Annotated in this window: 22 protein-coding genes; 12 read left to right on the forward strand and 10 right to left on the reverse strand. The window is 61.2% G+C overall.

Translation table 11 applies throughout. The annotated features are described in order from the left end of the window. Window positions 1-55 precede the first annotated feature (55 nt). The 4 genes from AC1MDC_RS15220 to AC1MDC_RS15235 form a co-directional block, all read right to left on the reverse strand. Window positions 56-2,011: an acyltransferase family protein gene (locus tag AC1MDC_RS15220; protein ID WP_085696890.1), complete on the reverse strand. Its 1,956-nt coding sequence runs from the start codon at window positions 2,009-2,011 to the stop codon at window positions 56-58. A gap of 134 nt (window positions 2,012-2,145) precedes the next feature. Continuing rightward, window positions 2,146-3,405, reverse strand: coding sequence for a transcription termination factor Rho (gene rho / locus AC1MDC_RS15225; protein ID WP_007951825.1), 1,260 nt, complete (start codon window positions 3,403-3,405; stop codon window positions 2,146-2,148). Window positions 3,406-3,654: 249 nt separating this feature from the next. Further along, window positions 3,655-3,987, reverse strand: coding sequence for a thioredoxin TrxA (trxA, locus tag AC1MDC_RS15230; RefSeq protein WP_085696889.1), 333 nt, complete (start codon window positions 3,985-3,987; stop codon window positions 3,655-3,657). Between the two features lie 120 nt (window positions 3,988-4,107). Further along, window positions 4,108-4,815, reverse strand: a complete 708-nt coding sequence (locus tag AC1MDC_RS15235; RefSeq protein WP_007951828.1) for a FadR/GntR family transcriptional regulator — start codon at window positions 4,813-4,815, stop codon at window positions 4,108-4,110. Window positions 4,816-5,071: 256 nt separating this feature from the next. Between AC1MDC_RS15235 and AC1MDC_RS15240 the strand changes: the two genes are divergently transcribed. From AC1MDC_RS15240 to ppx, 5 genes are all read left to right on the forward strand, one after another. Beyond that, the gene (locus AC1MDC_RS15240; RefSeq protein WP_085696888.1) at window positions 5,072-5,857 is read left to right on the forward strand and encodes a transporter substrate-binding domain-containing protein; all 786 of its coding nucleotides are present in this window, start codon (window positions 5,072-5,074) and stop codon (window positions 5,855-5,857) included. A gap of 21 nt (window positions 5,858-5,878) precedes the next feature. After that, window positions 5,879-6,559 carry an amino acid ABC transporter permease gene (locus AC1MDC_RS15245; RefSeq protein WP_480393275.1) on the forward strand — a complete coding sequence of 227 codons (681 nt, stop codon included), beginning with the start codon at window positions 5,879-5,881 and terminating at the stop codon, window positions 6,557-6,559. Then, entirely contained in the window at window positions 6,556-7,206 is a 651-nt protein-coding gene (locus tag AC1MDC_RS15250; protein WP_085696886.1) for an amino acid ABC transporter permease, read from the forward strand. The genes AC1MDC_RS15245 and AC1MDC_RS15250 overlap by 4 nt, the downstream gene beginning before the upstream one ends. Beyond that, entirely contained in the window at window positions 7,193-7,930 is a 738-nt protein-coding gene (locus AC1MDC_RS15255; RefSeq protein ID WP_011336491.1) for an amino acid ABC transporter ATP-binding protein, read from the forward strand. The genes AC1MDC_RS15250 and AC1MDC_RS15255 overlap by 14 nt, the downstream gene beginning before the upstream one ends. 236 nt (window positions 7,931-8,166) lie before the next feature. Then, the gene (gene ppx / locus AC1MDC_RS15260) at window positions 8,167-9,669 is read left to right on the forward strand and encodes an exopolyphosphatase (RefSeq protein ID WP_085696885.1); all 1,503 of its coding nucleotides are present in this window, start codon (window positions 8,167-8,169) and stop codon (window positions 9,667-9,669) included. A gap of 67 nt (window positions 9,670-9,736) precedes the next feature. On the opposite strand, the gene ppk1 is transcribed toward ppx, so the two are convergent. Beyond that, window positions 9,737-11,962 carry a polyphosphate kinase 1 gene (ppk1, locus tag AC1MDC_RS15265; RefSeq protein WP_227233862.1) on the reverse strand — a complete coding sequence of 742 codons (2,226 nt, stop codon included), beginning with the start codon at window positions 11,960-11,962 and terminating at the stop codon, window positions 9,737-9,739. An 18-nt stretch (window positions 11,963-11,980) separates the two neighbouring features. Beyond that, on the reverse strand, window positions 11,981-12,994 hold the full coding sequence (gene hemB, locus AC1MDC_RS15270) for a porphobilinogen synthase (RefSeq protein ID WP_085696883.1): 1,014 nt from the start codon (window positions 12,992-12,994) through the stop codon (window positions 11,981-11,983). A gap of 208 nt (window positions 12,995-13,202) precedes the next feature. On the opposite strand from hemB, the gene AC1MDC_RS15275 reads away from it, so the two are divergent. Next, window positions 13,203-13,859, forward strand: coding sequence for a DedA family protein (locus AC1MDC_RS15275; RefSeq protein WP_085696882.1), 657 nt, complete (start codon window positions 13,203-13,205; stop codon window positions 13,857-13,859). Here AC1MDC_RS15275 and AC1MDC_RS15280 read toward each other — a convergent pair. Next, the gene (locus AC1MDC_RS15280) at window positions 13,840-15,075 is read right to left on the reverse strand and encodes a sterol desaturase family protein (RefSeq protein WP_480393276.1); all 1,236 of its coding nucleotides are present in this window, start codon (window positions 15,073-15,075) and stop codon (window positions 13,840-13,842) included. The genes AC1MDC_RS15275 and AC1MDC_RS15280 overlap by 20 nt on opposite strands. Window positions 15,076-15,190: 115 nt before the next feature. Here AC1MDC_RS15280 and elbB point away from each other — a divergent pair, with 115 nt between their 5' ends. Further along, on the forward strand, window positions 15,191-15,859 hold the full coding sequence (gene elbB, locus AC1MDC_RS15285) for an isoprenoid biosynthesis glyoxalase ElbB (protein ID WP_480393277.1): 669 nt from the start codon (window positions 15,191-15,193) through the stop codon (window positions 15,857-15,859). A gap of 139 nt (window positions 15,860-15,998) precedes the next feature. Here the strand turns inward: elbB and AC1MDC_RS15290 are convergent, their stop codons facing one another. Further along, on the reverse strand, window positions 15,999-16,454 hold the full coding sequence (locus AC1MDC_RS15290; RefSeq protein WP_085696946.1) for a YaiI/YqxD family protein: 456 nt from the start codon (window positions 16,452-16,454) through the stop codon (window positions 15,999-16,001). 4 nt (window positions 16,455-16,458) lie between these two features. After that, window positions 16,459-18,354, reverse strand: a complete 1,896-nt coding sequence (locus tag AC1MDC_RS15295; RefSeq protein WP_480393278.1) for an FTR1 family protein — start codon at window positions 18,352-18,354, stop codon at window positions 16,459-16,461. Between the two features lie 151 nt (window positions 18,355-18,505). Here AC1MDC_RS15295 and AC1MDC_RS15300 point away from each other — a divergent pair, with 151 nt between their 5' ends. From AC1MDC_RS15300 to AC1MDC_RS15320, 5 genes are all read left to right on the forward strand, one after another. Next, on the forward strand, window positions 18,506-19,879 hold the full coding sequence (locus tag AC1MDC_RS15300; protein ID WP_085696878.1) for a COG3014 family protein: 1,374 nt from the start codon (window positions 18,506-18,508) through the stop codon (window positions 19,877-19,879). A gap of 202 nt (window positions 19,880-20,081) precedes the next feature. Further along, the gene (locus AC1MDC_RS15305) at window positions 20,082-21,476 is read left to right on the forward strand and encodes a COG3014 family protein (protein WP_480393279.1); all 1,395 of its coding nucleotides are present in this window, start codon (window positions 20,082-20,084) and stop codon (window positions 21,474-21,476) included. A 15-nt stretch (window positions 21,477-21,491) separates the two neighbouring features. Next, window positions 21,492-21,866: a YcfL family putative periplasmic lipoprotein gene (locus tag AC1MDC_RS15310; protein ID WP_085696877.1), complete on the forward strand. Its 375-nt coding sequence runs from the start codon at window positions 21,492-21,494 to the stop codon at window positions 21,864-21,866. Window positions 21,867-21,902: 36 nt separating this feature from the next. Then, on the forward strand, window positions 21,903-22,490 hold the full coding sequence (gene lpoB / locus AC1MDC_RS15315) for a penicillin-binding protein activator LpoB (RefSeq protein ID WP_007951848.1): 588 nt from the start codon (window positions 21,903-21,905) through the stop codon (window positions 22,488-22,490). 3 nt (window positions 22,491-22,493) lie between these two features. Continuing rightward, complete coding sequence (locus tag AC1MDC_RS15320; RefSeq protein ID WP_480393280.1) at window positions 22,494-23,237, forward strand: penicillin-binding protein activator LpoB; 744 nt, start codon at window positions 22,494-22,496, stop codon at window positions 23,235-23,237. Between the two features lie 60 nt (window positions 23,238-23,297). On the opposite strand, the gene AC1MDC_RS15325 is transcribed toward AC1MDC_RS15320, so the two are convergent. Further along, the gene (locus tag AC1MDC_RS15325; RefSeq protein ID WP_064600316.1) at window positions 23,298-23,930 is read right to left on the reverse strand and encodes a LysE family transporter; all 633 of its coding nucleotides are present in this window, start codon (window positions 23,928-23,930) and stop codon (window positions 23,298-23,300) included. Window positions 23,931-24,008 lie beyond the last annotated feature (78 nt).

Genomic DNA, 24,008 nt, shown 5'->3' on the forward strand with positions numbered 1-24,008 from the left:
GTACATCCTACCTGCTCTGACGGGCAAACAGCAGCCCGTCAGCATCAGGCCTCGCTCAATTGTGGCTCGTACCCAGCAGCAGAGGCGCAAACAGCGGGCTCAGCCGGGAGCTCCCCGCGTCCGAAAGATGATCCTCATCCTTGTACTGCGAATGACCGTTGACCTCGATGCTGCAGACGCCGTTGGCGCACATCAGCGGCGTTGGATCGATCACGTGCACACCCGGATCAGCGGCGCTCATTGAGTCGAACAGGCTGCTGAGGAAATGCTGGCGCGCCAGATGTTCCTCAAGCGGACGACCCAGCCCTTCGGCTGACCTTCCGATCCGCGCCAGGCTGGTCAAGCGGTTGACGATGCCTTTGCGTTGCAGCGGCACCTCCTTGAACAGCCAGACTTGCGCCCCCGTCGCTCTCAATGCGGCAACTCGCGCTTTCAGCGCTGCGGCCATGCGTTGCTCGGCCTGGACGGTATCGTCTTGCGAATTGAGCAGCACCTTCTTGTCGCCGTCTTCGCGGCCATACACGTAAAGGCTCCAGTTGGACGCCAGCACCACATCCTTGATGCCGAGACTGCGCACGCGTTCCATGGTCCGTTCGTTGAAATCCTTGCAGCGCTGACGCGGGTCGTCGCTGAGAATCGGCGGGCACGCGCTCATGCTGTACAGCCAAACCGGACGCCCCTCGCGACGGGCATTATTCTCGATAGCCGGCAGCAAGGCGGCGGCGTGGCTATCGCCCCAGAACAATTGAGTGGCCGGAACATCCCCACTGCCACCCACCAGACAAGCCTTGTCCAGCTCTTTATCCTGAGTCACCAACATGCATTTCATCTGCCCCGCATGCCACTCACGGGACTGTGCATACTCCAGCGCTTTACCGGTCAGACGTTGAGGGACGCCACCGGCGGAACGGATCGCCGACCCCGTCGCCACAAGTGCAACGATGGCCGCCAGACTGCCTGCCAGCACTGCATTACGCGAGGCGAGCAAGCGTTTTTCGCGAAACGGCAGCTCGATATAGCGCAGACTCAGCCAGGCCAGACCCAGCGCCAAGGCTATCCAGCCGATTGCTTCAACAGGCTGAATGCCATCGATGGAAATCGCGTTGGCATAGACAAACACAGGCCAATGCCAAAGATAGAGCGAATACGAAAGCAAGCCGACCCAGACCAACGGCCGCAGACTCAAGAGCCGCCCGGTGAGGCTCGCACCTTGCGCGCCCGACCAGATCAACGCCGTCGTCCCCAGTACCGGCAACAAGGCTGCCCAACCCGGAAACACGGTGGACTTGTCAAAAGTGAACACCGCAACCAGTACTGCCACCAGACCGGCCAGCCCCACAGCCTGATACAACCAGGGACGCACCGCCTGTTTCGGCGCCGGCATGACCGCGAGCATCGCGCCGCAGAGCAACTCCCACGCCCGGGTAGGCAGCGAGAAGAAGGTGAATTCCGGCTTGTGTTCGATGTTGGCGATGTTCAAGCCGAACGATACCAGCAACACGGCGAACAGCATCCAGCGCCAATGGCGGAAATAGCGGATCAGCACCGCCATCAACAGCGGAAAGAAGATGTAGTACTGTTCTTCTACCGCCAGCGACCAGGTGTGCAGCAGCGGCTTCAGATCCGAGGCTGGCTGAAAGTAGCCGTCCTCTCGCATGAACAGAATGTTGGAGATGAAAAGCGACTGATAGCGCACTGTTCGCCCGAGTTCGGCGAAGTCCTTGGCCGTCAGCAGCAACCAGCCCAATGCCAGCGTCACCAGCATGACCACACTCAGGGCAGGAATGATGCGGCGGGCACGGCGTGCCCAGAAATCAATGAAGCTGAAGCGCTGAGAGCTGATTTCGCGGAACAGGATCGTTGTGATCAGGAAGCCGGAAATGACGAAAAAAACGTCAACCCCGACAAAGCCGCCACTGAATGTACTGAATCCGAAATGAAACAGTACGACCGGAATAACCGCCAGAGCTCGTAATCCGTCGATATCACGGCGATTGCCAAACGTGTGCATGATCTTTCTCGTTCTGGATACAGAGTCCTTGGAAAGCGCGAAAGTTATCAGCCACGTACATTTCAATCCAGATACAAATAATCCGTTGCAAAAAAAAGCGCCCTTATAGGGCGCTTTATTCAAACAACAGCGAATTACTTGCGCTTCATCGACAGGAAGAATTCGTCGTTGGTCTTGGTCGTTTTCAGCTTGTCGACCAGGAACTCGATGGCCGCCACTTCGTCCATCGGGTGCAGCAGTTTGCGCAGGATCCACATACGCTGCAGCTCATCGTCGGCAGTCAGCAGCTCTTCGCGACGGGTACCGGACTTGTTGATGTTGATGGCCGGGAACACACGTTTCTCGGCGATACGACGATCCAGTGGCAGCTCCATGTTGCCGGTGCCCTTGAACTCTTCGTAGATCACTTCATCCATCTTCGAGCCGGTTTCAACCAGCGCGGTGGCGATGATGGTCAGCGAGCCGCCTTCTTCGATGTTGCGCGCGGCGCCGAAGAAACGCTTCGGTTTCTCCAGGGCGTGGGCATCGACACCACCGGTCAGCACCTTGCCGGAGCTCGGAATTACGGTGTTGTAGGCACGGGCCAGACGGGTGATGGAGTCGAGCAGGATCACCACGTCCTTCTTGTGTTCGACCAGGCGCTTGGCCTTCTCGATCACCATTTCAGCCACTTGTACGTGACGGGTCGGCGGCTCGTCGAAGGTCGAGGCAACCACTTCGCCGCGCACGGTGCGCTGCATTTCGGTCACTTCTTCCGGACGTTCGTCGATCAACAGCACGATCAGGTGAACTTCAGGATTGTTACGGGCGATGTTCGCCGCGATGTTCTGCAGCATGATCGTTTTACCGGCCTTCGGCGGTGCAACGATCAGACCGCGCTGGCCTTTGCCGATCGGGGCGCACAGGTCGATCACGCGACCGGTCAGGTCTTCGGTGGAACCGTTGCCGGCTTCCATCTTCATGCGCACGTTCGGGAACAGCGGAGTCAGGTTCTCGAAGAGAATCTTGTTCTTCGCGTTCTCAGGACGATCGAAGTTGATCGTGTCGACCTTGAGCAGGGCGAAATACCGCTCGCCTTCCTTCGGAGGGCGGATCTTGCCAACGATGGTGTCACCGGTGCGCAAGTTGAAACGGCGGATCTGGCTCGGCGAGACGTAGATGTCGTCAGGGCCGGCGAGGTAGGAAGCGTCAGCGGAGCGCAGGAAGCCGAAGCCGTCCTGGAGAATCTCCAGCACGCCATCACCGGAGATTTCCTCACCGCTTTTAGCGTGCTTTTTCAGCAGGGAGAAAATCACGTCCTGCTTGCGCGAACGGGCCATATTTTCTATGCCCATCTGTTCGGCCAATTCGAGCAGTTCGGTAATCGGCTTTTGCTTGAGTTCAGTCAGATTCATATAGGAATGACGTAATCATTTATGGAGGGGGGAAATTAAGCTTTTGGCTTAATGAGGCCGCGCCGCGGAGAAGGCGACAGGATCGCGTACTTATTCGAAAAGGAGTGCGTCGGCGACGGCTAGCAGGGGGCAGTGGAGAAACCAGTGCGGGGCCGAATGTATCACCTGAGTTTCGGAGCGTCTAGCCCTGAATACGCAAAAAGCCCCGCAAATTGCGGGGCTTTTCAAGGACAGTCTTTACCGCAACGCTTAGATGTTGGCGTCGAGGAAAGCTTTCAGCTGAGACTTCGACAGCGCGCCGACCTTGGTCGCTTCCACGTTGCCGTTCTTGAACAGCATCAGGGTTGGAATACCACGCACGCCGTGCTTGGCAGGGGTTCCCTGGTTTTCGTCGATGTTCAGTTTGGCAATGGTCAGCTTGCCTTCGTATTCCTCTGCAATCTCGTCCAGAACCGGAGCGATCATTTTGCAAGGGCCGCACCATTCAGCCCAGTAGTCGACCAGGACAGCGCCTTCGGCCTTGAGTACGTCGGCTTCGAAGCTAGCGTCGCTAACGTGTTTGATCAGATCGCTGCTGCTCATGGAATTCTCCAGGTTGTAAGCAAAAAAACGTGGCCCATCATAGCCGCCCTTCCCTTGTTCAGGAAGCCGCAGATGATTGAGTCTTGCTATGGCACCCGATGAGTTTGGGTATAGCTCAAGTCACGCGCTGGCGGGGGCAATGAAGGAAATTCCGGTGCGCAGGGCCGCGTTGCGCACGTGTTCCTGCATGGCTTTCTGCGCGGCGGCAGAGGCCCGGCGAGCCAGGGCGCGGAGGATCTTGCGGTGTTCCTGCCAGGTTTCCATGGCCCGCTCGGCGCGGATGAACGGTAGTTTCTGGCTCTCCAGAAAGATGTCGGCACTGGCGGTAAGGATGCTCAGCATCGCCTGATTGCCGCTGGCCAGCAGGATCCGCCGGTGAAATTCGAAATCCAGTTTCGCCGCCGCCTCGAAGTCGCCGGCGCGCAGTTGCTCGCGCATGGCCGCGACGTTGTCTTCCAGTTCGTCCAGATCAAACGTGCTCAGCGTCACCGCCGCCAGACCGGCCGCAAACCCTTCCAGCGCATAGCGCAATTGAAAGATTTCCAGCGGCGAAGCCTGGGCTGCAAACGGCCACGCCGGCGCGCCCTCGCCGCGCGGCAATTCCACCGGCGCCTGCACGAACACGCCTTTGCCCGGCTGGATGCTGACCACGCCCAGCGCACTCAAGGACGACAACGCCTCACGCAGCGACGCGCGACTGACACCCAACTGAACCGCCAGATCCCGTTGCGAGGGCAGCGCATCGCCGGGGCCGAAGCCCTGCTCGGTGATTAGTTTGCGGATCGCTTGCAGCGCCACTTCGGGTACGGCGCGGGAGATCGAGTTCATGGTTTTCCAGACGAACCAGGCCAAGGTGCGGCCAGTTGTAAAGCTATTCGAGGCATCAGGCAAGTCGTGCCCCAGCGGGGTTCGACAGGGCGCGTCGATGCGCTATCGCAGTGCGAAACGCGATCCGACTGTTCAGACCAGTAAGACCGAACAAACCCGCTAAACCCGTGGCTTTGCGGGGCCGAACCTCTGTCTTGGCACGGCCCATGCTCTGTCCGATCGCACATTTCACTTCCCGCCGATCCGGAGATTGTCCATGACGAAGCGTTACAGCGCCCTCCTCGCCGCCCTGTTTGCCGGTCTGATGCTGAGCCAGGCCCCCGCCCATGCCGACGGTCTGGATGACGTGGTCAAGCGCGGCACCTTGAAAGTCGCCGTGCCTCAGGACTTCCCGCCGTTCGGTTCGGTCGGCCCGGACATGAAGCCGCGCGGCCTCGATATCGACACCGCGAAACTGCTGGCCGAGCAGCTCAAGGTCAAACTCGAACTGACCCCGGTCAACAGCACCAACCGCATTCCATTCCTGACCACCGGCAAGGTTGACCTGGTGATTTCCAGCCTCGGCAAAAACCCCGAGCGCGAGAAGGTCATCGATTTTTCCCGCGCCTATGCGCCGTTCTACCTCGCCGTGTTCGGTCCGCCGGACGCAGCCGTCAACACTCTCGACGACCTGAAGGGCAAGACCATCAGCGTCACCCGTGGCGCCATCGAAGACATCGAGCTGACCAAGGTCGCTCCCGAAGGCGTGACCATCAAACGCTTCGAAGACAACAACTCGACCATCGCCGCCTACCTCGCAGGGCAAGTCGACCTGATCGCCAGCGGCAACGTGGTGATGGTCGCGATCAGCGAAAAGAACCCGAAACGCGTTCCCGCGCTGAAAGTGAAACTCAAGGATTCGCCGGTCTACGTCGGCGTGAACAAGAACGAGCCGGCGCTGCTGGGCAAGGTCAACGAGATCCTGGCCACTGCCAAGGCTGACGGCGCGCTGGAAAAGAATGCGCAGACCTGGCTCAAAGAGCCGCTGCCGGCCGACCTCTGACCGGCGCCGCGGGAGACTTTAATGGCCTATCAGTTCGATTTCTTGCCGGTGGTGGAAAACACCGGCCTGCTGCTGCGCGGGGCGTTGTTTACCCTTGAGCTGACGGCCATCGGCGCGCTGCTCGGGGTTGGCGTGGGCATCGTCGGAGCGCTGGTGCGGGCGTGGAAGATCCGTCCGTTCTCGGCGATCTTCGGCGTGTACGTGGAGCTGATCCGTAACACGCCGTTTCTGGTGCAACTGTTCTTCATTTTCTTCGGCCTGCCGTCCCTCGGCGTGCAGATTTCCGAGTGGCAGGCGGCGGTGCTGGCGATGGTGATCAACCTCGGTGCCTATTCGACCGAGATCATCCGCGCCGGCATCCAGGCAATTCCGCGCGGGCAGCTGGAAGCAGCGGCCGCCCTGGCGATGAGCCGTTTCGAAGCGTTTCGCCACGTGGTGCTGCTGCCGGCGCTGGGCAAGGTCTGGCCGGCACTGAGCAGCCAGATCATCATCGTCATGCTCGGTTCGGCGGTGTGTTCGCAGATTGCCACCGAGGAGTTGAGCTTCGCTGCCAACTTCATTCAGTCGCGCAACTTCCGCGCCTTTGAAACCTACGCCCTGACCACCCTCATTTATCTGTGCATGGCGCTGTTGATCCGTCAGTTGCTGAACTGGCTCGGCCGGCGCTACCTGTCCAAAAGCAGCGCAAGGAGCAGCCAATGAGCGACTTCACGTTCTGGGACATCCTGCGCAACCTGCTCACCGGCCTGCAATGGACGCTGGCGTTGTCGCTGGTGGCGTTCATCGGCGGCGGGGTCGTCGGGTTGCTGATCCTGATCATGCGCATCTCGAAAAACCCGCTGCCCAGCAGCATCGCCCGCACCTGGATCGAACTGTTCCAGGGCACGCCGCTGTTGATGCAGCTGTTTCTGGTGTTCTTCGGCGTGGCACTGGCCGGCGTCGAGATTTCGCCGTGGATGGCGGCGGCGATTGCCCTGACGCTGTTCACCAGCGCCTATCTGGCGGAGATCTGGCGCGGCTGCGTCGAGGCGATTCCCAACGGTCAGTGGGAAGCGTCGTCGAGCCTGGCGCTCAATCCGCTGGAGCAACTGCGCTACGTGATCCTGCCGCAGGCGCTGCGCATCGCCGTGGCGCCGACCGTGGGCTTCTCGGTGCAAGTGGTCAAGGGCACCGCCGTGACCTCAATCATCGGCTTCACCGAACTGACCAAGACCGGCGGCATGCTCGCCAACGCCACCTTCGAACCGTTCATGGTCTACGGCCTCGTCGCCCTGGGCTACTTCCTGCTCTGCTACCCCTTGTCCCTCAGTGCGCGCTACCTGGAAAGGAGACTGCATGCCTCTGCTTAGAATTTCCGCTCTGCATAAATACTACGGCGATCACCATGTGCTCAAAGGCATCGACCTGAGCGTCGAGGAAGGCCAGGTGGTGGCGATCATTGGTCGCAGCGGCTCGGGCAAATCCACCCTGCTGCGCACCCTCAATGGCCTGGAATCGATCAACGACGGCGTGATCGAAGTCGACGGCGAATACCTCGACGCTGCCCGCGCCGACCTGCGCAGTCTGCGGCAGAAAGTCGGCATGGTGTTTCAGCAGTTCAACCTGTTCCCGCACCTGACCGTTGGCGAAAACGTGATGCTCGCGCCGCAAGTGGTGCAGAAAGTGCCCAAGGCCAAGGCGCAAGAACTCGCGCGGCGGATGCTGGAACGTGTGGGTCTGGGCGAGAAGTTCGATGCCTTCCCGGAGCGTCTCTCCGGCGGCCAGCAACAGCGCGTGGCGATTGCCCGGGCGCTGGCGATGTCGCCGAAGGTGCTGCTGTGCGACGAGATCACCTCGGCGCTGGACCCGGAGCTGGTCAACGAAGTGCTCAGCGTGGTCCGCCAACTCGCCAAGGAAGGCATGACGCTGATCATGGTCACCCACGAAATGCGCTTCGCCCGGGAGGTCGGGGACAAACTGGTGTTCATGCATCAGGGCAAGGTGCACGAGGTGGGCGATCCGAAAGTGCTATTTGCCGATCCGCAGACGCCGGAACTGGCGAATTTCATCGGCACTGTGGAAGCAACTGCCTGAAACGGCCTGCTACCCGATCATTCCCAGGGAATGCAGCCCGGGACGCTCCGCGTCCCAAAAGCGGACGCAGAGCGTCCATTGAGGCATTCCCACGCAGAGCGTGGGAACGATCAGCGTCATTGACCGCGCAGCGGTCATTGACTTTATGCGCTGAATCAAGGGTTTGAACCCTGCGCGTTGGCGGCAGCGTTTGATCGTGGCACGATGGCGGGGTTATCGACCGAGACCCCCTGACCATGCCCCAATCCCAAGCCAAGAATCTGTCCCTGATCGCCGCGATCGACCTGGGCTCCAACAGCTTCCATATGGTCGTGGCCAAGGCCCAGAACGGTGAAATCCGCATTCTCGAGCGGCTCGGAGAAAAGGTTCAACTGGCCGCCGGCATCAACGATGAGCGTCAGCTCAACGAAGAGTCCATGCAGCGCGGGCTCGACTGCCTCAAGCGCTTTGCCCAACTGATCAACGGCATGCCCCTGGGCGCCGTGCGGATCGTTGGCACCAACGCCCTGCGTGAGGCGCGCAACCGTGGCGAATTCATCCGCCGCGCCGAAGAAATCCTCGGCCATCCGGTGGAAGTCATCTCCGGTCGTGAAGAGGCGCGCCTGATCTACCTGGGCGTGTCCCACACCCTCGCCGACACACCGGGCAAGCGTCTGGTCGCCGACATCGGCGGCGGCAGCACCGAATTCATCATTGGCCAGCGTTTCGAACCGCTGCTGCGCGAAAGCCTGCAAATGGGCTGCGTGAGCTTCACCCAGCGCTATTTCAAGGACGGCAAGATCACCCCGGCCCGCTACGCCCAGGCTTACACGGCGGCGCGCCTGGAAATCATGAGCATCGAACACGCCCTGCACCGCCTGACCTGGGATGAGGCCATCGGCTCCTCGGGCACCATCCGCGCCATCGGCCTCGCGCTAAAGGCCGGCGGCCATGGCACCGGCGAAGTGAACGCCGAAGGCCTGGCGTGGCTCAAGCGTCGCCTGTTCAAGCTTGGCGATGTCGACAAGATCGATTTCGAAGGCATCAAGCCTGACCGCCGCGCGATCTTCCCGGCGGGCCTGGCGATTCTCGAGGCGATCTTCGATGCTCTTGAACTGCAACGCATGGATCACTGCGAAGGCGCACTGCGTGAAGGCGTGCTGTACGACCTGCTGGGCCGCCATCACCACGAAGACGTGCGCGAACGCACCCTGACCTCGCTGATGGAGCGCTACCACGTCGACCTGGAACAGGCCGCGCGGGTCGAGCGCAAAGCCCTGCACGCCTTCGATCAAGTGGCCGTGGATTGGGAGCTGGACGACGGCATCTGGCGCGAACTGCTGGGCTGGGCGGCGAAAGTGCATGAAGTCGGGCTCGACATCGCTCACTATCACTACCACAAGCACGGTGCCTACCTGATCGAGCACTCGGACCTCGCCGGCTTCTCCCGCGAAGACCAGCAAATGCTCGCCCTGCTGGTGCGCGGCCACCGCCGCAACATCCCCAAGGACAAGTTTGCCGAGTTCGGCGACGACGGCGACAAGCTGATCCGTCTGTGCGTGCTACTGCGTTTCGCCATCCTGTTCCACCACATTCGTGGCACCCAGGCGATGCCGCAGGTTGCGCTGCATGCCAACGGCAACCACCTCGACGTGGAATTCCCGGAAAACTGGCTGGATGAAAACCAGCTGACCCAGGCCGATTTCGGGCTTGAAGCCGAATGGCTGACGCGGGTGGGGATTGTTCTGACCGTTCACTGAGTGACAAGTCAGGCGCAAAAAAGGCGATCCGGATGGATCGCCTTTTTTATTTCTTTGAAACCTGCGGTCAGCTGCTCACCGGCAGAATCGGGCTGCCCAAACGCTCCAGCAACGTCGCCTGCGCACTGCGCGGGTTCTGGTTGCCGGTCGGCGTGTTGCGGATGTAGCGGCCGTCCGATTGCAGGCTCCAGCTGTGGGTGTTGTCGGTCAGGTACAGCTCCAGCTCTTTCTTGACCCGGGTCAGCAGCTTCTTGCCCTCAACCGGGAAGCAAGTCTCGACGCGCTTGTCGAGGTTGCGCTCCATCCAGTCGGCGCTGGAGAGGAACATCTGCTCCTCGCCACCGTTGAGGAAGTAGAACACCCGGGTGTGCTCGAGGAAGCGGCCGATGATCGAGCGCACGTGAATGTTGTGCGAAACCCCGGCGATGCCCGGACGCAGGCAGCACATGCCGCGCACCACCAGATCGATGCGCACGCCGGACTGGCTGGCCTTGTACAGCGCGCGAATGATCTTCGGATCGGTCAGCGAGTTGAACTTGGCGATGATGTGCGCCGGTTTGCCGTCGAGCGCAAATTGCGTCTCGCGGGTGATCATGTCGAGCATGCCCTTCTTCAGGGTGAACGGCGCATGCAGCAGCTTCTTCATGCGCAGCGTCTTGCCCATGCCGATCAACTGGCTGAACAGCTTGCCGACGTCTTCGCACAAGGCATCGTCCGAGGTCAGCAGGCTGTAGTCGGTGTACAGACGGGCGTTGCCGGCGTGGTAGTTACCGGTGCCGAGGTGCGCGTAACGCACGATCTCGCCGGCCTCGCGACGCAGGATCAGCATCATCTTGGCGTGGGTCTTGAAGCCGACCACGCCGTAGATCACCACCGCACCGGCCGCTTGCAGACGGCTGGCCAGTTGCAGGTTGGATTCTTCGTCGAAACGCGCCCGCAGCTCGATGACCGCCGTCACTTCCTTGCCGTTACGCGCGGCGTCCACCAGCGCATCGACGATTTCCGAGTTGGCGCCGGAACGGTACAGGGTCTGGCGCACGGCCAGAACGTGCGGATCCTTGGCAGCCTGGCGCAGCAGGTCGACCACCGGGGTGAACGATTCGAACGGGTGCAGCAGCAGGATGTCCTGCTTGCTGATCACGCTGAAAATGTTCTCGCTGTTTTGCAGCAGTTTCGGGATCTGCGGCGTGAACGGCGTGTATTGCAGTTCCGGATGGCTGTCCAGCCCGGTGATGCTGAACAGACGCGTCAGGTTCACCGGACCGTTGACCTGGTACAGCTCGGTCTCGCTCAGGTTGAACTGCTTGAGCAGGTAGTCCGACAGGTGTTTCGGGCAAGTGTCGGCGACCTCCAGGCGCACGGCGTCACCGTAACGACGGGAGAACAACTCGCCACGCAGGGCGCGGGCCAGGTCTTCGACGTCTTCGGAATCGAGCGCAAGGTCGGCGTTTCGAGTCAGACGGAACTGGTAGCAGCCTTTTACCTTCATGCCCTGGAACAGGTCATCGGCGTGAGCGTGGATCATCGACGACAGGAACACATAGTTGTCACCAGGGCCGCCGACTTCTTCCGGCACCTTGATGATCCGCGGCAGCAGGCGCGGCGCCGGGATGATCGCCAGACCGGAATCGCGCCCGAAGGCGTCGATACCTTCGAGCTCGACGATAAAGTTCAGGCTCTTGTTCACCAGCAACGGGAACGGGTGCGTCGGGTCGAGACCGATCGGGGTGATGATCGGCGCGATCTCGTCGCGGAAATAGCGGCGGACCCAGGTCTTGAGCTTGGTTGTCCAGTTGCGCCGACGGATGAAGCGCACCTGATGCTTTTCCAGCTCGGGCAACAGAATGTCGTTGAGAATCGCGTACTGGCGGTCCACGTGACCGTGCACCAGCTCGCTGATGCGGGCCAGGGCCTGATGCGGTTGCAGGCCGTCAGCGCCGGCCTGTTCACGGGCGAAGGTAATCTGTTTCTTGAGGCCGGCGACGCGGATCTCGAAGAATTCGTCGAGGTTGCTGGAGAAGATCAGCAGGAACTTCAGCCGCTCCAGCAACGGGTAGGACTCGTCCAGCGCCTGTTCCAGCACGCGGATGTTGAACTGCAGTTGCGATAATTCACGGTGGATGTACAGGCTGCTGTCATCCAGGCCGGGAATCGCGATCACCGGTGCCGCCGCGGCAGGCTCGGTTGCCGGCGCGGGTGGCGCAGGCTCCAGTTCCGGCGGGGTTTCGGTAATCTGCTCGACCACGGGTTGAGCTTCTTTTACGGCAACTTCAGTGAGTCCTTCGGTATTCATCGAATGTTCCTGGGAGGGCTATTTCTGCTCTCGTAACAATTGAGCGGCACGGACAGCAAAGTAAGTGAGGATGCCATCAGCGCCGGCACGTTTAAAGGCGGTCAGGGATTCGAGGATCACGCCTTCACTCAACCAGCCATTCTGGATCGCCGCCATGTGCATGGCGTATTCACCGCTGACCTGATAGACGAAGGTCGGCACTTTGAAGGCATCTTTTACCCGGAACAAAATGTCCAGGTACGGCATGCCGGGCTTGACCATGACCATGTCCGCGCCTTCAGACAAATCCGCGCCCACTTCGTGCAGCGCTTCGTCGCTGTTGGCCGGGTCCATCTGATAGGAGGCCTTGTTCGCCTTGCCCAGGTTCGCGGCCGAACCCACGGCATCGCGGAACGGGCCGTAATAGGCGCTGGCGTACTTGGCCGAGTAGGCCATGATCCGCACATTGACGTGACCGGCCAGCTCCAGCGCTTCGCGGATTGCCTGGATGCGGCCGTCCATCATGTCCGACGGGGCAACCACCTGGGCGCCTGCAGCGGCATGAGACAAGGCTTGCTTGACCAGCGCATCGACAGTGATGTCGTTCTGCACATAGCCTTCTTCATCGAGAATGCCGTCCTGACCGTGAGTGGTGAACGGGTCGAGGGCAACGTCGGTAATCACGCCCAACTCGGGGAATCGGTCACGCAGGGCGCGGGTAGCGCGCTGGGCGATACCTTGCGGATTCCAGGCTTCGGCGGCGTCGAGGGATTTGAGCTCCGGCGGGGTGACCGGGAACAGCGCCAGCGCCGGAATCCCCAGTTCGACCCATTTGGCGGCCTCTTCCAGCAGCAGGTCGATGGTCAGGCGCTCGACACCGGGCATCGAGGCCACGGCTTCGCGGCGGTTTTCACCGTCGAGCACGAACACCGGCAGGATCAGGTCATCGACCGTCAACACGTTCTCACGCACCAGTCGCCGGGAAAAATCGTCACGGCGATTGCGACGCAGACGGGTGGCAGGGAACAGACGGTTGGCTGGGGTAAAGCTCACGGCAGACTCCTGAGCCCGCGCAAACCGGCGAGCGTGACAGTTATAGATGGCCATTATGACGGTCGTATGACAGTTATGTGCACCCCTGCGACAGGTAGTCGCTTTCCATTGTCCGTGTAGGAAATGTTCACGTCGAGACACATTTCGACACTTTCCTGAATGTGTCCGAAGGGTTAGGCTGCGCGTTCATTTCGCCAGCACCCAGACAATGCTCCAACAATTTCTGCATGACTTCGGCTACTTTGCCCTGTTTCTCGGGACGTTTTTCGAAGGCGAAACCATCCTGGTGCTCGCGGGCTTCCTCGCGTTCCGTGAATACATGGACATCAAACTGGTGGTGGTCGTGGCGTTCTTCGGCAGCTATGCCGGGGATCAGCTGTGGTACTTCCTGGGCCGCAAACACGGACGCAAATTGCTGGCGCGCAAACCGCGCTGGCAGATGATGGGCGACCGCGCGCTGGAACACATCCGCAAGCACCCGGACATCTGGGTCCTGAGCTTTCGCTTCGTATACGGCCTGCGCACGGTGATGCCAGTGGCGATCGGCCTGTCGGGCTATCCGCCGGGACGTTATCTGCTGCTCAACGGTATCGGCGCCGCGATCTGGGCCACCGCCCTGGCCGCTGCCGCCTATCACTTCGGCGCTGTGCTCGAAGGCATGCTCGGCAGCATCAAGAAGTATGAGTTGTGGGTGCTGGGCGCACTGCTGGTGCTCGGCCTGGGCCTGTGGCTGCGCCGCCGGTTCAAGAATGCCCGGCTGGCGAAAAAGGTCTACGAGGAAGAACAGGCCGAGCAACTGGCCAAGGCCGAACAGCACAAAGCCGACATGGCCAAGGCTTCCGACCCTAAGACGCCAGCCGAGTAAGTCGCTGGCGGCAGCAATACAGCCCGATGCCGCTGAGCAGGCTGTAACTGAGCAGGCCGACCCATATCCCCGGGCTGGCCGGCCACAGCCCGACCAGCGGCGCCAGCCACACCAGCGGCAGGTTCGATGCCAGCCGCAGCGCTTCCAGCCTTCCCGCCCACGGACGATTCTCCAGGGCCACGCCTAACACGAACAGACCGAACGCCACCGCGCTCCAGCCAAGCAGCAATGCAGCGGTGGACAGACTGTGTTCCAGATTCAGCAGGTAACTGCCCAGCGCCACGTACACACCGAACTGCAACCCCACGTACCACTGCCGACGGCTGTCCAGCGTCACCTCGAATTTGCGGAACTGACGCAGGTCCGGCTTGCTCATCGGGTACTTCGCCGCGACGTCCGCCGGACGCCAGCCGGTGCGCATGAACCAGATCCTAATTTTGTCCCACGTGCGCTCGGCCCGACGCGCGTCCTCCCACAGCTGCGCGTAGAACTGCAGGTTGGCCCACAACGGATTCCAGCTCGCCAACGGCGTGGTCACGCCAAAAATCACCGGTTCATTGTCGTCCTCTTCCTGGAACGAGCCGAACAGACGGTCCCAAATAATGAACACCCCGCCGTAGTTGCGATCCATGTAGAGAGCGTTCTGTGCATGGTGGGCCCGATGATTGGACGGCGTGACGAAGCACCACTCGAACCAGCCGAGCTTGGGAATATGCCGGGTGTGGACCCAGAACTGATACAGCAGATTCAGCGCCGCAACACTGACGAACACCAGCAGCGGCACACCGAGTACCGCCATCGGCAGGTAGAAAATCCAGCTCAGCAGAAACCCGGTGCTGGTCTGGCGCAAGGCGGTGGAAAGGTTGTAGTCCTCGCTCTGGTGATGCACCGAATGCGCGGCCCAGAGGATGTTGCGTTCATGGCCCATGCGATGCAGCCAGTAATAGCAGAAGTCATAGAGAACAAAGGCCAACACCCACACCCAGACGCTGTCCGCAGGCAACCTGACCAGCGCCAGATGCTCAAGGGCAAACGCATAGGTCACCAGGCCAACACCCTTGGTCAGCAGGCCGGTGGTGGTCGACAACACGCCGGTGCTGATGCTGTTCACCGCATCGGCCAGGCGATAGTTGCTCACCCCGCGCCAGCGGTCGGCGATGAGTTCGGCCGCCATCAATACGAAGAAAAACGGCACCGCATACAGAATGAAGTTCATGACGTGCCCTGGTCGAAATCTGTAGCACAGATCCTAGGTGTAGCCGCGGCTGCACCCTATGGCAACGAGCGACAAATTAGTGGACATTTAACGCCATGAATCTGGAGAGAAACCCATGAGCAAAAAAGTTGCAGTGATCTTGTCCGGTTGCGGCGTGTACGACGGCGCCGAGATCCAAGAGAGCGTCATCACCCTGCTGCGCCTCGACCAGCGCGGCGCTCAGGTGCAGTGCTTCGCCCCGAACATCGCGCAATTGCATGTGATCAACCACCTGACCGGTGAAGAAATGCCCGAGTCGCGCAGCGTGCTGGTGGAATCGGCACGCATCGCCCGGGGCAACGTCAAGGACCTGCGCGAGGCCGATGTCGAGGACTTCGATGCGCTGATCGTGCCCGGCGGTTTTGGTGCAGCGAAGAACCTGTCGAACTTCGCCAGCGAAGGCGCCGGCTGCACCGTACAGCCGGAAGTGCTGGCGCTGGCCGAAGCCTTTGCCGAAGCGGGCAAGCCTGTCGGCCTGATCTGCATCTCGCCCGCGCTGGCCGCAAAAATCTATGGCCCGGGCGTGACCTGCACCATCGGCAACGATGCCGACACGGCCGCCGCCATGAACAAGATGGGCGCCACCCACGAAGACTGTGCGGTGACCGACATCATCGAAGACAAGGCGCGCAAACTGGTGACGACCCCGGCGTACATGCTGGCGCAGACGATCAGCGAGGCGGCTTCGGGGATTAACAAGCTGGTGGATCGGGTGTTGGAACTGACCCACGAAAACGACGCCTGACCGGCGATAGCGATCGTTCCCACGCTCCGCGCGGGAATGCAGCCTTGGACGCTCCGCGTATGCCTTGCATCGGCGGTGAGGCTGGGACGCGGAGCGTCCCGAGAGGCATTCCCACGCAGAGCGTGGGAACGATCAACGTTCAGGTTTTGCGGGTGAGCCTGGTGAGGATCCGATCCAGCGCGTTGGCAAACGCCTGCTTCTCCCGGTCACCGAACGGTGCCGGGCCGCCGCTGACCTGGCCCTGTTCACGCAAGTCGGTGAACAGGTTGCGCGTCGCCAGCCGCTCAGCCATGTTCTGCGCGTCGAACTCCTTGCCTCGCGGGTCCAGCGCCGCCACACCCTTCTTCACCAGCCGGTCGGCCAGCGGGATGTCGCTGCAGATCACCAGTTCGCCCGGCACCGCGTGTTCCACCAGATAATCATCCGCCGCATCCGGGCCACTCGGCACCACGATCAGCTTGACGATCGCCAGCGCCGGTTTGCTCTGCGGCTGCCCCGCCACCAGCACCACCTCGAAGCGGCGCTTGAGGGCGAACTTCACCACCAGTTCTTTAGCCATCTTCGGGCAGGCGTCGGCATCGATCCATACGCGCATCATCTCAGGCCGCCACCCGGCGCTTTTCCGCCACCCGGCTGCGACCGTAGAGCACGATGATCGCCGCAATCGCCACGGCCTGCGCCGTCAGCGAATAGGCATCGGCGTGAATCCCCAGCCAGTCGAAATCGAAGAACGCCACCGGCCGGGTGCCGAAGATCCCAGCTTCCTGCAACGCCTTCACGCCGTGGCCGGCGAATACCACCGACAACGCGCAGAGCAGCGCTGCGTTGATGCTGAAGAACAGCGCCAGCGGCAGTTTTGCCGAACCGCGCAGGATCACCCATGCCAGACCGAACAGCAGCACCAGTGCCGTCGCGCCACCGGCGAGTACCGCGTTATGCCCGGCGGGACCGGCCTGCAACCACAGGGTTTCGTAGAACAGGATCACTTCGAACAGCTCGCGGTACACCGAGAAGAACGCCAGGATCGCGAAGCCGAAACGCCCGCCGCCACCGACCAGGCTCTGTTTGATGTAATCCTGCCAGGCCGCCGCGTGGCGACGGTCGTGCATCCACACGCCAAGCCACAACACCATGACACTGGCGAACAGCGCCGTGGCGCCTTCGAGCAGTTCACGCTGGGAGCCGCTGACATCGATCACGTACGCCGCCAGCGCCCAGGTGCCAAGGCCCGCCAGCAGCGCCAGACCCCAGCCGATGTTGACGCTGCGCACCGCCGATTGCTGGCCGGTATTGCGCAGGAACGCGAGGATCGCCGCCAGCACCAGAATCGCTTCCAGACCTTCGCGCAGCAGAATCAGCAGGCCGGAAATGTAGCTCAGCGACCAGCTCAGACCGTCGCTGCCCAGCAGACCGGCAGATTCCTTGAGTTTGGCCTTGGCCGCGTCCAGACGCTGCTCGGCCTGCGCCACCGGCAAACCGTCCTGCAGCGATTGCCGATAGGCCATCAGGGATTTTTCGGTGTCTTTACGCACGTTGGCATCGACGTTGTCCAGCGAGCTTTCGACCAGTTCGAAGCCTTCCAGATACGCCGCCACCGACAGGTCATAGGCTTGATCGTGCTCACCGGCACGGTACGCCGCCAGGCTGTTGTCCAGCGTCGCGGCGGTGTAGTCGAGCAACTGCGCAGGGCCGCGCTTGACTTGTGGCGGCTGCGCCCGTTGCACGCGGAAGATCGCAGCGGCTTCAGCGCCCTCGGCAGCCTGCACTTCGGCCGGAGTCTGACGGGCAAGGTCGGCGATGTTGTAGGTCTTGTCGGATTTGGCCGTGGCCGGATCGGCGCTGAACTGTGCGATATAGGTCGCCAGGTCCCAGCGCTGACGATCATCCAGTTGATCGGCGAAGGCTGGCATGTCAGTGCCTTCGACGCCCTGACCGAGGGTGCTGTAGATCGCATACAGACTCAGGTGATCCATCCGCGCAGCGTCGCGCAGATTGGCTGGCGCCGGCGTCATGCCAAGGCCCGCCGGGCCGTCACCGGCACCCGTGTCGCCGTGGCACACCGAGCAGTTTTGCGCGTAGAGCGGCGCGCCACGGGTCGGATCGGGCGTGATGATCGGGGCCTGGCTGACTTCATAAGCCACCGCCAGTTTCGCCCCCAGTTGCCGGGCCTGACGGGCCACGTCCGCGCCGTCCTGTTTCGCCGTGATGGCGGCGTGCAAGGCAGTGACACCCTGTTCCAGCGCCGCCTTCTCAGGTTTGGCCGGCAGGCCGGCGATCAGCCCTTGCAGCACTTGGGTGAATTCCAGCTGCTCGCGGTATTCACCGTCGTCGATGACCTTGCCAGCCTGCACCGTCGGCGGGTAATCGGCGCTGATGTAATCGAGCAGGTGCAGCGCTTGCGGTGCGCCTTCCACGGTGTCGGCCAGCAGATTGAAGCTGCTCAGCGCGCACAACGGGAACACCAGCCAGGCCAGAAATCGGGACGCGGCAGTCATGAATGAGTCTCAAGTGGAAATGCGAAGTTACATATTGTTCACGTCGAGGGAGCCTGACTCAAGCTTTCTCTCCAATCGCCGGCACTTGGCCATCGCCCGCCCATATAATCCGACACCTCCCGCCTTACTGTTCAAGGAAGAGCTGCACTCCATGCGCCAATGCCTGCTGTTCCCGATGTTAATCGGCACGCTCCTGCTACTTAGCGGATGCGCCGCTTACCGCAATTACGACCTGGAAATGCAGCAAACCAACGACCGGCTGATGCTCGGCGACTATCAGGGCGCACTGGATGTGCTGGAGTGGCACAACCCCTGGGAAGACAAGGACCTGCTCTACTACTTCGAGAAGGGTTCGATTCTCAGCTTTGCCAACGCACGCCCGCAGAGCCAGAAAGCCTGGCGCAGCGCCGACCGGATGGTGTTCCAGCGCGAAGAAGCCGTGCCTTCCGCCCCCATGAAGCTGCTCAACCGGTTTGCCTATGAAATGGGCACCATGCTGGTCAACGACAAGCTCAGTCGCTACGAAGGCTATGACTACGAAAAAGTCATGCTGACCACACAGATGGCCCTCAACCAATTGGGTGAAAGTGATTTCGACGGCGCCCGGGCAGACATCAAGAAGACCCACGAACGTGAAGCACTGATCGCCCGTCAGCGGGAGCGCCAGTATGAAGAGCTCGAGGAACAGGCCAAAGCTCAAGGCATCGTCGTGCAATACAAGGATCTGCAGGGCTATCCCGTCACCACCCTGGATGCGCCGGCGGTGATTGAACTGAAAAACGGTTACCAGAGTGCTTTCAGCCATTACCTGGCCGGGTTCACCTATGAAGCGCTGGGTGAACGGGATCTGGCCGCACCGGGTTATCGCCAGGCGATCGAGTTGCGCCCAAACACGCCCTTCCTCGAACAGGCGTTGCGCAATCTCGACAAACCGCCGGCCAAGGATGATGAAAGCGATGTTCTGATCGTCGTCCAGAGCGGTCTGGCGCCGGCCCGCAGCTCGGTAACAGTGCCGATCCCGGTGCGGCTCAATGAAAATCTGGTCATTACCGCGCCGATCTCGTTCCCCATTCTGGTGCCGGACACCGTCACACCGGCGTTCGACCACATCCTGGTGGATGGCCGCAAGCGGCGGCTGACCATGATCAACAGCGTTACCGACATGGCATTCCGTACGTTGCGCGACGACATGCCGGCGATCATTTCCCGGGCGATGTTCCGCGCCAACATGGCCGCCATTTCCCAGGCGCAGGAAAACGAGCGCAATCCGGCCAAGGCCTCGCTGGTCGTCACCGAGCACGATCCCTTTGAGGAGGCCGATACCCGAACGTGGCGCACGCTCCCCGACAAGACACTGGTGGCACGCATTCGACTGAAGAAAGGCGATCATCGATTCAATGCGCCCAATGCGCCCGGAGCGTCATCGGTCATCCTGCGCATCGACCGCGATCACCAGTTGGTCAACCTGCGAGTTCTGAGAGATGTCGCCAACGTAATCGGCAATGCCAGATTGCCGGATAAGTAATGGCACCTAACTAACCGGTGCAATTAAAAAGCTATTACATAGCCAGCATCGCCCGCTTATAATGCCGCGCCCGCGCTATCGCGATGCGGCATTAAAGCTCCTCTTTTTATGAGGAATTGGCAGGAGGCCAATGCCACTGTCGATCGGTCCCAGCAGCCCGACCCGCACCCGAGGCTGTCGCTACTCATGGAAGAAGTACCCCATGGCATTCCGCGCTCCCACTCTGATCGCGCTCAGCGCCGTCACCCTGCTGTCCGGCTGTTCGGCGTTTCGCAACTACGATTCCGAACTGGCCCAGACCAACCAGCAACTGGCTACCGGCAACGTCGACGCCGCCCTGACCCTGCTGGAAAAGAACAACACCGGCCCGGACAAGGACCTGCTCTATTACTTCGAAAAGGGTGAACTGCTGCGCGCCAAGGGCGATCTGTCCGGCAGCCAGAACGCCTGGACCAGCGCCGACCAGGTGGTGGGCAAGTGGGAAGACTCGGTCAAGCTCGACACCGACAAGTACCTGGCCCAGTTCGGCAGCTTCCTGGTCAACGACAAGGTGCGCCGCTACGAAGGCTACGACTACGAAAAAGTCATGCTGACCACGCAGATGGCCCTGAACCTGCTGGCGGTCAATGATTTCGACGGCGCCCGTACCGCAATCAAGAAGACGCACGAACGTGAAGCGGTGATCGCCGACCTGCGCGACAAGGAATACCTCAAGAGCGAAGAGGAAGCCGAAAAAGAAGGCATCAAGACCGAATACAAGGACTTGCAGGGCTATCCGGTCGCCAGCCTCGACGCGCCGGAAGTGATCAGCCTGAAAAACAGCTACCAGAGTGCGTTCAGCCACTACCTGGCCGGTTTCGTCTATGAAGCCCTGGGCGAGAAAGACCTGGCTGCGCCGGGCTATCGCAAGGCTGCCGAGCTGCGCCCGAACACCCCGCTGCTGGAGCAGGCGCTGGTCAACCTCGACAAGCCGGTCAAGAGCGACGACAGCGACATCCTGATCGTGGTGCAAAGCGGTCTGGCGCCGGCCCGCGATTCGATCCGCGTGCCGTTGCCGCTGCCAATCTCCAACAACGTAGTGATCACCCCGCTGTCGTTCCCGATCATCAAACCTGACACCTCCACCGCGACCTTCGCGCAGATCGGCGTCGATGGCCAGCAGGTCGACCTGACCGCACTGAACAGCACCACCGCCATGTCCCGCCGCGCGCTGCGCGATGACATGCCGGGGATCATCCTGCGCACCACCGTGCGCGCGATCACCAAAGGTGTGGCGCAAAAGAAGATCAACGAAACCAACCCGCTGGCCGGTCTGGCGGTCGGTATTTCTTCAGCTGTGCTCGAAGGTGCCGATACCCGTACGTGGCGCACCCTGCCGGACACCACACAAGTGGTCCGTCTGCGCCTGAAAAAGGGTGAGCACCAGGTTACTCTGCCGAGCGCCGTCGGGGGCTCTCAGGTCAAGGTGACCGTCGATCAGCGTTACCAGGTGATCACCCTGCGCGCCGTCGGCAATCAGGTGTTCGCCGCCGGCCTCGCCGCCCACGTCACCCCGAGCGCTGGCGCCACCGCCGTGGCCAGCCTCAAACAACCTTAAGAACGGAGTCTTTGCATGCGCCTCAAACTCATCGCCGTCGCCGCCTTCGCCCTTCTGGCGAGCGGCTGCGCCACCCCGCCACCGCCGGAGCCGGGCAGCGCCGCGAGCAAGGTCGTGGCCATGGGCCCGCAGAAACACATCGTGGTCGGCGCGATGCGCGTGGCCCGCGAAAACGGCTTCATGACCGTCAACGTGCAGTTGAGCAACACCCTCAACAGCAACAAGACGTTCTACTACCGCTTCGCCTGGCTCGGGCCGGAAGGGTTCCCGATCGCCGAAGAAGAAGTCTGGAAGAGCCAGATGATGTACGGCGCCCAGACCAGCTTCATCCAGGGCATTGCCCCGACGCCGAAAGCCGTGGACTTCCGTCTGGAACTCAAGACGCCTTAAGCCCGACACCCTATTTCCGATTCAGAGACCATTCCCATGTTTGCACGCTTTTCCTTCATCGCCGTCCTCGCCCTGCTGGCCTCCGGTTGCGCCAACACTTCGCCGACCCTGGGCAGCAAGAACATCAGCTACGGCGACACCAAGGCCGTTGAAACCGTGACCAACGAGTTCGGCTCCACCGACCTGCAGATGATCGCCGAATCGATGACCCGTTCGCTGGCCCAGTCCGGCATCCTGCAGGGTCGCCCTGTGGTGCAGGTCTACGACGTGAAGAACAAGACCAGCGAATACATCGACACCCGCGAAATCACCACCAGCATCAAGACCCAGCTGATGAAGTCCGGCACCGCCCGCTTCGCCAGCGACAACACTGCGATGCAGAGCCAGGTCGACCAGCTCAAGCTGCAAAATCAGAGCGGCCTGTACAAGAAGAGCACCGTGGCCAAGACTGGCAACATGATCGCCGCCAAATACCGTCTTGAAGGTTCGATCAGCTCGATCGTCAAGCGCAGCAGCGACTACAAGGACGTCTTCTACAAATTCAGCCTGCAACTGATCGACGTTGAAAGCGGTCTGGCCGAGTGGATGGACGAAAAAGAGATCCGCAAAACCACGGAGCGTTAATCGATGCGCGCATGGATTGGCATGATGGCCCTGGCTTGCGCGTTCAGCGTGCAGGCGGCCCCGAAAGTCGCGGTGACGGATCTGGCGTACCAGGAACGTGTGGAGCAATACATCCACATCGTTTCGGCACAGAACAATTACCGCGAAGGTTATTACAGCGCCAGTGGGTCTTCGAGCTACAACGAGCTCGAAGCCACCACCAGCTACATCGAACAGACCGAACTGCGTAAATTCACCGGTGACATCAAGGGTGAAATCCTGCGTACCGGCATGTTCCAGCTGGTGCAGGGCACGCCGTACACCGCGTCCTCCAAGGGTGACGTCTACGACGTGATCAAGCGGATCAAGGCCGGCAACTTCAAGGGTGCCGATTACGTGCTGTTCGGCACTGTATCGGACATCGACTTCACCCAGGACGTGAACGAGCTGGCGAACACCGACAGCTACTCCGCCGTGCTGGGCCTGACGCTGGTGGCTGACTTCAGCCTGATCAACACCAAGACCTACGAAATCACCTCGGCCTTCACGGCGATGGGTGAAGCGCAGGACACCAAACTGGTGAACCACCGCGACATCAAGATCTCGCTCAACCGCCCGCGGGTGGTGCGTGACGTGTCGAAGGCGCTGGGCGAAGACGTGGCCGGGCAACTGAGCATGCAGCTCGGCGGTGGCGGTCACGAGCAGCCGCGTGAACCGCAGCAACGTAACAATCTGCCGCGTGATACGGCGCCAGTGATTCTGCGCTGATTAACAGCCGGAAACGAAAAAGGCGACCTGCAAAGGTCGCCTTTTTTGTGCCTGTACGCTTTACGCAGCAGCTTTGCGCAACGTCGCCATGAACGCCGCGGCGCCAATGAACAGCCCGGCAAACGTGCGGTTCATGCGTCTCTGCTGAGTCGGTGTGCGCAACAGGCGCAGCACCTTCGAAGCCAGACCGGTGTAGCCGGCCATGACGATCAGGTCGACCGCAATCATGGTCACGCCGATCACCACGTACTGGATCAACAGCGGCGCATGCGGATTGATGAACTGCGGCAGCACCGCCAGCATGAACACCAGGGCCTTGGGGTTGCTGATGTTCACCAGAAAGCCACGGAACACCAGGGCCAGCGGTTTGCCGATCGGCCGGACCGCCGCGTCGTCACTCATGTCCATCGGCAGTGCGCGCCACTGCTTGATCGCCAGATAAACCAGGTAGGCGACACCGAACCATTTGATCGCGTGGAACGCGGTGGCCGAAGCGGTGAGAATCGCGCCGACACCGGCGCCGACGATGGCGATCTGCACAGCCAGGCCGATCTGCAGGCCCAGGGCATTCCAGTAGCCGCGCCAGAAACCGTACTGCAGGCCGCTGGACATCGACGCAATGGCGCCGGCACCCGGAGAAAGGCTGATCACCCAGCAGGCGGCAAAAAACGCCAGCCATGTTTGAAGCTCCATCGCACACCTCGACTTCGGACTCGTGACAATCCTCAAAGCTAATGCGGATTTGGCTGGATGACTACCGATTTTTTGCAG

The organism is Pseudomonas sp. 1 (genome assembly GCF_056626735.1).